At 41.9% G+C, this 11918-nt stretch carries 10 protein-coding genes; 8 read left to right on the forward strand and 2 right to left on the reverse strand.

From position 1 onward, the window contains the following. Positions 1–59: 59 nt before the first annotated feature. Both HMPREF0581_RS05365 and trkA read right to left on the reverse strand, forming a co-directional pair. Positions 60–1469: a TrkH family potassium uptake protein gene (locus HMPREF0581_RS05365; protein ID WP_009644607.1), complete on the reverse strand. Its 1410-nt coding sequence runs from the start codon at positions 1467–1469 to the stop codon at positions 60–62. A 62-nt stretch (positions 1470–1531) separates the two neighbouring features. Then, positions 1532–2899, reverse strand: a complete 1368-nt coding sequence (gene trkA / locus HMPREF0581_RS05370; RefSeq protein WP_009644853.1) for a Trk system potassium transporter TrkA — start codon at positions 2897–2899, stop codon at positions 1532–1534. 212 nt (positions 2900–3111) lie between these two features. On the opposite strand from trkA, the gene HMPREF0581_RS05375 reads away from it, so the two are divergent. From HMPREF0581_RS05375 to HMPREF0581_RS05410, 8 genes are all read left to right on the forward strand, one after another. Continuing rightward, positions 3112–3945, forward strand: a complete 834-nt coding sequence (locus HMPREF0581_RS05375; protein WP_009644591.1) for a Cof-type HAD-IIB family hydrolase — start codon at positions 3112–3114, stop codon at positions 3943–3945. Positions 3946–4120: 175 nt separating this feature from the next. Next, positions 4121–4462, forward strand: coding sequence for a YraN family protein (locus tag HMPREF0581_RS05380; protein WP_009644659.1), 342 nt, complete (start codon positions 4121–4123; stop codon positions 4460–4462). A gap of 8 nt (positions 4463–4470) precedes the next feature. Beyond that, positions 4471–6006: a YifB family Mg chelatase-like AAA ATPase gene (locus HMPREF0581_RS05385; protein WP_009644718.1), complete on the forward strand. Its 1536-nt coding sequence runs from the start codon at positions 4471–4473 to the stop codon at positions 6004–6006. Between the two features lie 10 nt (positions 6007–6016). Continuing rightward, positions 6017–6880 (forward strand): DNA-processing protein DprA, encoded by an 864-nt coding sequence (gene dprA, locus HMPREF0581_RS05390; RefSeq protein ID WP_169731147.1) that lies wholly within the window; start codon positions 6017–6019, stop codon positions 6878–6880. An 84-nt stretch (positions 6881–6964) separates the two neighbouring features. After that, positions 6965–9088 (forward strand): type I DNA topoisomerase, encoded by a 2124-nt coding sequence (topA, locus tag HMPREF0581_RS05395; RefSeq protein ID WP_242835199.1) that lies wholly within the window; start codon positions 6965–6967, stop codon positions 9086–9088. 24 nt (positions 9089–9112) lie between these two features. Beyond that, on the forward strand, positions 9113–9652 hold the full coding sequence (gene hslV, locus HMPREF0581_RS05400; RefSeq protein ID WP_036381036.1) for an ATP-dependent protease subunit HslV: 540 nt from the start codon (positions 9113–9115) through the stop codon (positions 9650–9652). 9 nt (positions 9653–9661) lie between these two features. Continuing rightward, positions 9662–11116 carry an ATP-dependent protease ATPase subunit HslU gene (gene hslU / locus HMPREF0581_RS05405; RefSeq protein WP_036381038.1) on the forward strand — a complete coding sequence of 485 codons (1455 nt, stop codon included), beginning with the start codon at positions 9662–9664 and terminating at the stop codon, positions 11114–11116. Next, positions 11117–11758 (forward strand): YigZ family protein, encoded by a 642-nt coding sequence (locus HMPREF0581_RS05410; protein ID WP_036381041.1) that lies wholly within the window; start codon positions 11117–11119, stop codon positions 11756–11758. Positions 11759–11918: the final 160 nt, after the last annotated feature.

Genomic DNA, 11918 nt, shown 5'->3' on the forward strand with positions numbered 1-11918 from the left:
TCTGCTGTAACTGTAACCTGTTCTTAATCTTACTATACTTATATGATCTATACGTATATCTATACGCGATTTCTGTTCCAATAGTGACGCGAGAACATTATAAGAAATGTGCTCAGCTCCAGTCTTCCGATTATCATTACGAGAGCCAGAATAAATGTCGCAAAATCATTATAGAAATGGAAGTTTTCTATTGGTCCGACCTGTGCAAGTCCGGGTCCTACATTACTTACACATGATAAAACAGCCGTAAAATCGGTAAGCAAATCTGCATTAGATCTGAGTGAAATCAGCATCGTGGCTGCAGCCAGAGTGAAGAAGTATGTGATGATAAAAGATACCATATACATCATCACTTCGCCTGAAATCTTGGTGCCGTTGTATTTTACATCATCGATGACATTATCATGCAATCTGACACGAACCTCACGCTTGATCATTTTAAAAATAGATAGCACTCGGATAAGCTTAATTCCACCTGCAGTCGATGAACTCATTGCGCCTGTAAACATAACCATGATCAGCACCATCTTACAAAATGCCGGCCAGAGATTGAAGTTTCTGGTTGCGTATCCCGTAGTAGATATCATCGTCGAAACTTGGAATGCCGCATCAGTAACCGTTTTTGATATCTGACTGTAGCCGCCCTGCATCATGAGACTTATGCTAATCAGTGTCACAGATACAGCCAGTATACATCCATACAACCTGAGCTCTTCATCGGCAAGCGCAGTTTTGATCTTGTCGAATATCATAGTGAAGAACAGGTTAAAGTTAGTGCCGGCGATTATCATGAATACCGTTATAACCCACGTAATGTAGTAGCTGTGGAAGTGTGCAATACTATCGTTATATGTTGAGAAGCCTCCGGTTGCCATCGTAGCAAATGCGTGGGCAACTGCATCATATAAATTCATTCCTCCTAAAAGCAACAGGGTGGTAAGTGCTATCGTGAGAAGGAAATAGGCGATGTAGAGGCTTCGTGCTGTGTCCGAAAATCTGGAAGTAAGCTTTGTAACCGTAGGTCCCGGTGTTTCGGCACTTGCTACGTTTTGCGCCTTTACCCCTAGATTAGGTACAAGCGCAACCATCAATACTATAATTCCCATGCCTCCAAGCCACTGGGTTTCCGAACGCCAGAACAGCAGGGATTTTGGAAGTGCTTCGACATTTGTCAGTATCGTTGCGCCAGTAGTTGAGAAGCCTGAGCACATTTCGAAAAAAGCGTCGATGATATTTGGAATGGATCCCTGAATGACAAATGGAATTGCAGCAAGGATAGACGACATAATCCATGCGTATGTAACGATAAAGTAACTGTCGGTGTATCTTAACGATTCAGAATGTGTATCCCGTCCAAATACGCCAGAAGCAACGATGCCGAGAGCTATTGATATAGCGAGAGCAATTGTGAACGCAACCGCTGAGGAATATTCTTTGTAAATAAACGCAACGAATAGAGGTAGCATCATGCTACCTCCGATTATAAAGTGTAATTTCCCGATGATATTGATAACTCTTTTACACATGGCACTTACTTAAGAATATTTAGCCTGATATTGGGCTTAAACAACTTTTCCACATATCCGATGTTGGAGATCATGCAGACGATGGTCACACGATCACCCGGTTTTATCCTCGTATTACCGTCAGGGATGATAGTTTCCATTCCGCGGTGTATAGCTGCTATGATTATATAATCCGGCAGCTTCAAATCCTTAAGCGAAACATTTATCATACTCATACCTTCCTGAGCATACACCTCCATAAGCTCTGCCTGACCCTGCAGAAGGACAGATGAGATAACCTTTTTGGCGCCCCTGATCAGCCTGAGAACAGTTGTAGCACTTATGTCCAGGGGATTGAGTACGACATCGATTCCTAGCTTGGAAATCAACTCCGTATAGCTATCGTGGCTTACCTTTGAGATAACATCCTCTATGCCGTGAGTCTTTGCCATGAGAGCTAATAGCAGGTTCTCTTCGTCATAACCGGTTGCAGTTACGAATGCATCCATTTCATCCATGTCTTCTTCGGTGAGGAGTCCTACGTTGGAACCATCTCCGTGAAGAATCATTACATTCTCAAGTCGATTAGCCAAATAATGGCAACGTTCCTTGTCTCTTTCGATGAGCTTGACGAATGCGCCGTATTCCGAAAGTCTGTCGGCAAGATAGTATCCGGTTTTTCCGCCGCCGATAATCATTACCTTTTGGACGGAAGAACGATGTATTTTGGTGTGAACGCGGCTTGCAAGCTCGAAGACATTTTCTTTTTCGCCGATGAGGTAGAGCAGGTCATGAGCTTCTATAACGGTACTTCCATGAGGGATTATCATTTTGCCCTTGCGAGATATGCCGACCATCATCATATCCGGCATGATTGTTCGGAATTCAATCAGTGACTTCCCGATCAGCTGTTGCTTTTTGTCAGCCTCAAATTCAATCAGAGCAATGCTTCTCGATGTGAAAATTCCGTTACTCAAGGTGTATTTTTCAACCAGATACCTGTAGATTTCCGAAGTTATTAACAGGTCAGGATTGATGAGCATGTCAATGTTATAGTGCTCCCTGAGGAAATCATGCTGATTCATGTGTTCGGGTTCACGCACTCTGGCGATAACTCTCTTGCAGCCGAGAATCTTGGCAAAAGAAGCAGCGAGAATATTTGTATCGTCAGAAGTAGTGGTAGCGATAAGAAAGTCGAATGTTTTCACGTCAATCCTGTTGAGAAGTTCGATAGTCTTAGCGTCTCCCAGAACGGTAAATACATCAAACTGTTGTGAAAGAATGTCGAGCTTTTTCTCGTTGTTATCAACAACCGTTATGTCATAATCGCCATCCAACAGAGCTTCAGTAAGCCTGATTCCAAGCTTACCAGCGCCAATAATTGCAATTTTCATTTATTGCCTTCCTGTCTAATAATTATAAAATATAGATAATCCAAGCTTTTCAATATATAATAAACAATTATATATACAGTTTCCGATAGTTCAATAGTGCATTATAATTCAACCTTAGATTATTTGCAATTGGCTGTAGACAATTCGTGAGTATATATTATTTGGTAATTTTTTCAGAGTTAATTTAGAGGTATAAGGTATAAGAGGTATAGATGGGAATTAAAATTATAGGACTTGATCTCGACGGGACGACCCTGGGTACCAATGGCTGCTTGCCGGATTTGAACAAGGTTGCAATTGAACGCGCAATTGCTTGCGGGGTTAATGTTGTAATAGCAACAGGCCGCGTTATAAGCGCTGTGCCTGATGATATCATGAATATCCGTGGTCTTCGATACATTATCTCTTCAAACGGGGCACATGTGCGTGATTTGCAGCTGGACAATGATGTGTATACAAGCTACATTGATCCTAAAGTAATAGGGCGTGTAGTTGATTTAGCTAGGGAAAGAGATCTCCGGTTAGAAGCCTTTCACGGTGGAAGGGCTTACATCGATGCGACGCTATATCACGACATAGATGTAAGAGGTAGCGTGCACAGAAGACGGGAGTATGTGCTCAAAACAAGGAATCCTTTGGATGACATCTTTGAATTTATGCTTGCAAATTCAGAAGAAATTGAAAATATAAATATTTTCTTCGAAGACAAGGATAAGCTTGAAGCTACTCGCATAATTGTAAATGAGTTCGATGATGCCAATATCACGTCATCTGTTCCAAACAATATCGAGATTGGAGGCGTAGGATCCGGCAAGAGCAAGGCTATTTCTGAGCTGCTTAGGATTCTATCGATAGACAGATCCGATTTGCTTTGCTGCGGAGATGCAGCTAACGACATTCCGATGATAGAGCTTGCCGGCGTTGGCGTCGCTATGGAGAACGCATGGGATATTGTAAAGGCACATGCAGATTATGTTACCGACACCAACATTAATGGCGGGGTCGGGAAGGCGATACTGAAGTTCTGCTTCGGTGAAGATGTGTAACGGTTTTTAATCATTTTTAATGCAAATTACTTAAACACAAAACATGCATATAGACCGGGAGCTCACTATTTCCGGCTCTATATGCACTTTTTATGCAAGCATAATGATTCGTCGGCTATTTCATGATACAAATACCTTACAGGTGTATTCACAGATGGTCGTCGGAAGGTGAGTTATGAATTATAACAGAGCTATAGGGAATATAGGGGAAGACATGGCATCGGCGATATTGAAACAGTATGGATATGATGTCATTGATAGAAATTATAGATGTAAACTTGGTGAAATTGATATAATTGCAATTGAAATAAAATCAAGAATTATCAGCTTTATCGAAGTTAAGACAAGAACCGGAAGTACTTATGGTTACCCGGCTCAATCAATATCCGGATCTAAAATCAGGCATATCAGGAATGTTGCCAATATTTTCTTATCCGAACATAAGGAGTTTAATAGCTACAACGTTAGTTTCGATGTCTTCGAGATTGAGACAAGATTCAATACCGATTGCTTCTAGAGGTGAACATGCTTTCGAACATAAAAAGTGGAGTTATCATAGGGATAGACGGTAGGGTTGTAAATATTGAAACGTGCATTACCAATGGACTTCCTAATTTCAATATTGTCGGACTTGCATCAAAATCTGTTGTTGAGTCCAGAGAAAGGATTAAAGCATCGATCATTCAGTCAGGATATGCGTTTCCGCATGGACATATAACGGTCAACCTGTCTCCGGCAAATTTGAGCAAGAAAGGCAGTCACCTGGACCTGCCGATTGCTATTGGCGTATTGGCAAGTCAGATGGTTGTGAATGATATCAAAGCAAGAGAGTATGCGTTGATCGGAGAACTCTCATTAAATGGCAAAGTTATGCCGATTGATGGAGTATTACCGATTGTACTCTCCTTAAAAAAGGCAGGTATAAAAAGAATCATATTGCCTAAGCAAAACACCGTCGAAGCATCCATGGTAGGAGACGTTGCGATTATAGGAGTTGAAAGCTTGGAAGAAACCATTGCCTCGATTAACAATCAGATAACTGAAAGCAATATTCAGAAGTCACGACTGGAAACTGATAACCTCAAATGGTCTCGCATGCCGGATTACAACGAAATTCGTGGACAAGAATACGCAAAACGAGCTCTTGTGATTGCAGCAGCAGGATATCATCCGATGCTTATGATCGGTCCGCCCGGTTGCGGTAAGACTATGCTGGCCAAGAGACTGCCGGGGATACTTCCGGAGCTGTCTAAAGAACAGCTTCTAGAATCAACAGTGGTACATTCAGTGGCAGGTAAGCTCAATAAGGGTCAAAGAATGCTGTCCCATCGACCTTTTAGGTCACCACATCATACTGTAACACGTGCTGCGCTACTTGGCGGTGGGATGCAACCTGTACCCGGAGAGCTGTCTCTTTCCCACAACGGAGTGCTGTTTCTTGATGAACTGTGTGAATTTGATACCTCGCTGATTGAATCGCTTCGACAACCGTTGGAAGAGCACACTATAACTATTTCTCGGCAAGGTGCGACATACGAGTTTCCTTGCGACGCATTGGTTGTTATGTCGGCAAATCCTTGCCCATGTGGATTTCTGGGTTCTGAATCCAAAGAGTGCACTTGTACTATGGCTGAAATTGCGAGATACAGAAGGAAACTCAGCGGTCCTATGTTAGATCGGATTGATATTCAACTCAACATGCACGAAGTGACATATTCTGATCTTGAAGCGGTTAATTTGCAATCTGCCGGAAATCTTTCTACCGTTGAAATGCGTGGGATGGTTAGTTCTGCTAAAAGCTTTTCGATGATGAATGGACGAGGTGACAAGTGCGGAAATATCAGTGACAGCCGTATTCGTGATGCGTGCCGCCTCGGGAGGAATGAAAAAGTATTTCTGGAAAATGCATATAACAAATTAAAGCTTTCTCCAAGGAGTTATATTAGGACGTTAAAGGTAGCAAGGACTATTGCGGACATAGGACAGTCGGAAAGCGTAACCGTAGATCATTTGGCTGAGGCGCTACGCTATAGAAGCAGTGATTTTGAGAATGGAAGGTGATGAACATTCAATGGATGACAAAATTAAGATAATAGATATTGATTCAGATTATTATCCGGACAATCTGCGTATGATACGTAACCCCCCTGAACGTCTTTATTGCATTGGAAATGTGCAGCTACTGAAGAAACGATCGGTTGCAGTAATCGGTTCCAGAAAATACACTTTATACGGCAAGATAGTATCTCAGATGATCGGGAAAGAACTCGCATTAGCAAAAATTCCTGTTATCTCAGGATTAGCATACGGAATTGACAGCTTTTCACATGAAGGGACAGTTTCGGTCGGAGGTGAAGCAATAGCTGTTCTTGGTACCGGTATTGATATAATTTATCCGGTCAGAAATGCCTGGCTATACAAAGCAATCAAGAAACGAGGTGTCATAGTATCTGAATATCCACCGGGAACTTCCGGTTCAAAGTTTACATTTCCACAGAGAAACAGGATTATAAGCGGTCTAGCAGAAGCAGTAGTGGTCGTTGAGGCGGGATTAAATAGCGGATCGCTCCTTACTGCTGAATACGCAAACGAGCAAGGTAAGACCGTTTATGCTGTTCCGGGCAATATAAATAGTCAATTTAGTGTGGGAACTAATAAGCTTATCAAAGACGGTGCAATCCCAATGATCAGCGTTGGGGAGATTGCGGCTGATATTGCAGGATACGAGCATGTTCCAACAAAGATTGAAGAAAAAAGCTTAGGAGGTGATGAGCTGAGAGTATACGATGTTATTCGAAAATGTAACGGCTGCACTATCGATTTCGTTGCACACAATCTCAACATAAACGCAGGAAAAGTCAGTGCTATACTAACAGTGCTCGAGATTAAAGGTGCTATAATTACGTATGGCGGCAAAGTATTTCTTGCAAAATAAAAAAACAGGGTTTATCATGAACTCTAATATTTAATCGTATAGAGGAAAGTTATATACCTGCAATAATGAGTAAGGGGTAAATTAATGCCTAGAACAGCAATCGAAACATCAACGCAGAAGAAAAGCACGACCAAAACAAAAAAGCGTACAACTAGAAAGCGTACTCTGCTTATAGTTGAGTCACCTTCAAAAGCCAAAGTAATTGGCAAATATCTCGGCTCGTCCTATAACGTGTTGGCATCAGTTGGACATGTTAGAGACCTGCCAAAAAGCAGACTTGGAATTGACCTCAGTGATGATTTTGAGCCTGATTACATTAATATAAGGGGGAAGGGTGACAAGATTAAAGAACTTAAGAAAGCCGCTGCCGCTGCATCGCGCGTGCTTCTGGCAACTGATCCCGATCGCGAGGGAGAAGCAATATCTTGGCACTTAGCGTTTTTACTTGACATCGATCCTACGAGCAATTGCAGAATTGTATTCAACGAGATTAACAAGGAGGCTGTTAAGGAGGCGATTAAAGCTCCTAGACCAATAGAGATGGGACTGGTTGATGCTCAGCAGGCAAGACGTATACTCGATAGGCTTGTCGGATATCAGATAAGCCCTTTGCTTTGGCAGAAGGTGAAAAGAGGGCTGTCAGCAGGTCGTGTTCAGTCTGCGGCACTTAAGATGATTTGCGACAGAGAGCGTGAAATCAATTCATTCATACCTGAGGAATATTGGACAATAGCTGCTGACTTTGGTGATAACTTTATCGCAGGCTTGAGCAAGTTTAAGGGTAAGGATATCAGAATTAATACCGGTGAAGAAGCTGATGAAGTGGAGAAGCAGCTTTTAGCCGGAAAATTCATTGTGAAGAGTGTCAAATACGGCAAGAGAAAGCCAAAACCTTATGCTCCGTTTACAACGAGCTCCTTGCAGCAGGATGCATCGATTAAACTGGGGTTTCAGACCAAAAAGACGATGCAGATTGCCCAGCAGTTGTATGAGGGCATTGATGTTAAGGGCATCGGCACTCGAGGCCTGATTACGTATCTGCGTACTGATTCAGTTAGAGTATCCTCGGTTGCCAAGGAATCTGTGGCTGAATACATAACTGCTCATTTTGGGGCTGAATACAGCCACAATAATTCTTTCTCAAATAAGAATAAAGATATTCAGGATGCTCACGAAGCGATAAGACCGGCAGATGTGACACTAGAACCGGAAGATATACGTGACTCGCTGACACCTGACCAGTTTAAACTCTATAATTTAATATGGAATCGCTTTGTTGCCTCCCAAATGTCTCCGGCTGAGTTTGATACAGTTTCTGTTTCCATAGATAATAACGATTATGAGTTTAGAGCAACCGGCTCCAGACTTGTCTTTGATGGCTGGAGAAAGGTATATCCGGTATCCAGTGAGAAGGATATATCCATTCCCGAACTTGGCGATGGAGAAGTGCTATCTTGTGACTCTATTTTGAAGGAGCAGAAGTTCACACAGCCTCCGGCCAGATATACCGAAGCGGGATTAGTTAAAGAGATGGAAGAAAAAAATATTGGACGTCCAAGTACATATGCGGCTATAATTACGACTCTTACCGGCAGGCGGTATGTTACCAGGGAAAAAAAGAACTTAGTTCCTACTCAATTAGGCTTTGATGTGACAGGAATATTATCTCAGTATTTTGGAGACATAGTCGATGTCGAATTTACCGGAGAGCTTGAAAATCATCTCGATCAGGTGGAGCTGCAAAACGAGGCATGGAGAAGTGTTATTAGGGATTTTTACGGGCCCTTTAGCAAAGAACTAAAAATTGCTCAGGAGGAAGTTGAAAAAATTGAGCAAGAAACAGTTCTTAGTGATCAGGTTTGCGAACTATGCGGAAGACCTATGGCGATAAAGGAAAGCAGGTTTGGTAAGTTCCTGGCATGTACCGGCTATCCGGAATGCAAAAATACAAAACCGATCATCAAGGAAATTGGTGTAAAATGCCCAAAATGCGGTAAGCCGATTGTCGAGAAGAGAACCAGACGCGGGGGAAAACTTTTCTATGGTTGCAGCGGATATCCGGATTGTGATATTTCGTTCTGGGATAGACCAACCGGAGAGTTGTGCCCAAAATGCGGCTCAATGCTCATAGAAGGAAAAGGTAAAAAGAAAAAAATAAAATGTTCTAACGATAAGTGTGATTATGTGCACTTTGATCAGGAACAATAGATATAGACAAAACTGGAGGTTAGAATGATACAATTTCATGCAACAACCATATGTGCCGTTAAAAGACCTAATGGCGATATATGCATAGGGGGAGATGGACAAGTTACAATGGGTGAGACAACCATCATGAAAAACGGTGCGAAAAAAGTAAAAAAGATATTTAAGGGTAAAGTCCTTACCGGCTTTGCAGGTTCGGTTGCTGATGCTTTTTCTCTTACTGATAAATTCGAGAACAAGCTGCAGGAGCACGACGGAAATTTAAAGCGTGCTGCAGTTGATTTGGCGCAGTTTTGGAGAAATGATAAGGCTACACGAAGTCTAGAAGCGTTGATGATTGTTGTAGATACGGATGACATGCTTGTGATTTCCGGAAATGGTGAAGTAATTGAACCCGACAAGGATGTGGTAGCTATCGGTTCAGGTGGTAATTATGCATATTCTGCGGCTTCAGCACTTTTTGACAATACAGATTTGGACGCAGAAAGCATCGTGCGTAAATCACTCGAAATCGCTTCCTCGATTTGCGTATATACAAATGATAATATTTCAGTAGAAAAGCTATAGGGGGTTAAAATGAAACAGAACCTTAAGATAATGACTCCTAAGCAAATTGTGGCAGAGTTGGATAAGTATATTATCGGACAATCAGAAGCTAAGAAATCTGTTGCGATTGCACTTCGTAACAGGTATAGAAGAAGCCAGCTCAGTGATGCTATGCGTGAGGAAATCACACCTAAAAACATACTGATGATGGGACCAACCGGTGTTGGAAAGACAGAAATTGCCAGACGTCTTGCCAAGATTATGGAAGCCCCTTTTGTTAAGGTTGAAGCTACGAAGTTTACTGAAGTAGGATATGTCGGACGCGACGTTGATTCTATGGTTAGAGATTTAGTAGAAGCATCAATCAGGATTACCAAGCAGCAGAGAATTAATGAAAAATATGATTTAGCAGATGAAATTGTTGAAGAGAAAATTATTAATGCACTAATTCCCGGAGAAGTTCCCGGAGAATCCGATGACAACGCAAAGAATGTAAATGGCCCTAATCCGTTCGACTTCTTTTTGAATAATTCGAACTATCCAAGCCAGAAGAAGCAGTACGAAGAGCAGCAGGCTAACGATAAGCAAAGTACACCTATTCCTGAAGATGTAGCTATGGCAAAAGAGCAGGTTCAAGTACATCTCAGAGAGGGCAAATTGGAAGATCAGTTGATCGATATAGAGGTTGACGACACCCCTAAAACTAATCAGCTGGACATGCAAAATGAAGGTGTGGGAATTGCAATCGGTAATATCTTCGGCGACATGCTGCCTAAGAAAACCAAGCACAAAAAATTAACAGTTAGAGAAGCAAGAAAAGTTTTGCGTGAGCAGGAAGCACAGAATCTGATTGATATGGATCAGGTTGTTGACGATGCCATAGAGAATGCAGAGCAGAATGGAATAATCTTTATAGATGAGATTGATAAAATTGCTTCAGGCAGTTCTATGGCCTCGGGAGCCGATGTTTCTCGAGAGGGAGTACAGAGAGATATTCTACCGATTGTTGAAGGAAGTGTCGTCAACACTAAGCACGGTCCGGTTAAAACCGATCATATGCTCTTTATCGGAGCGGGTGCTTTTCACGTGTCAAAACCTTCGGATTTGATTCCGGAGCTTCAGGGGAGATTTCCTATAAGTGTAGAGTTGAAGAATCTCGATAAAGATGATTTTAAGCAGATATTGACGGCAACTGAAAATGCAGTCACAAAACAACAGAAGGCGCTTCTTGAAACAGAAGGTGTTGAGGTTGAATTTACTGACGATTCGATTGATGAGATTGCTGAAATGGCTTATTTGATGAATGAACAGACCGAAAACATCGGTGCCCGCAGATTATATACCATCCTGGAAAAGCTGCTGGAGGATATATCCTTTGAGTTGCCTGATGATTCCATAGATAAGGTTATGATTGACAGGGAACTTGTAAGAAACAAATTCAAGGAGACTGTCAAGGAAGTTGATGTTGACAAGTACATACTATAAATGAAATTATATGAAACTGTATATCGGGAAGCCGAAGCAGAATATTCAATTCAAAAATCTCGCTTTATAGCACATATTTTTCCTGTCGAGACCTACGATGAGGCAAAGGCTTATATATCCTCAGTAAAGTTAAAATACAAGGATGCTACGCACAATGTACCGGTGCTGGTCATTGGAAATAAACAAGAGATGCAATGGTCGAGCGAAGATGGTGAGCCACAGGGGACTGCCGGCGCACCGGTTCTTCGCATGATTGTGGATAGCGGTTTAACCAATCTTGTTATTGTGGTTACAAGATACTTTGGCGGAATAAAACTCGGTACTGGTGGCTTGATGCGCGCATACACAGCGGCAGTCAGGTTAGCTCTTAACGAGGCTAAGCTCTGTGAGGTTAGAGAATCAGTTTCGTTAAAATATGAGATTCCGTATAATCATTTGTCACAAATTGAAAAATTTTCAAAATCAGGGCTTTTCAAGATTGATAAAATAGAGTACACTGATAAAGTCACTTTGGAAATAAGTGGCGATAAAGCTCATAGAGAGGAAATTATATCTGCCATCACAGAGGTTACATCCGGTGTATGTAACCTTGTAGATGAGGGGGCGAGAAAATCAAAAATTGTGATTGACAGCACAGAATAGCTGTGCTAGTATAAGTAACGCAGTTGAGTGAAATTGTAGGCACAAAATTGGAGATTTGAGTTCATAAACTCTAGTGCGACAAACAAATATTATGGACGCTTAGCTCAGCTGGGAGAGCATCTGCCTTACAAGCAGAGGGTCATAGGTTCGAGCCCTATAG

The organism is Mogibacterium timidum ATCC 33093 (assembly GCF_000525775.1).
GTDB lineage: Bacteria > Bacillota > Clostridia > Peptostreptococcales > Anaerovoracaceae > Mogibacterium > Mogibacterium timidum.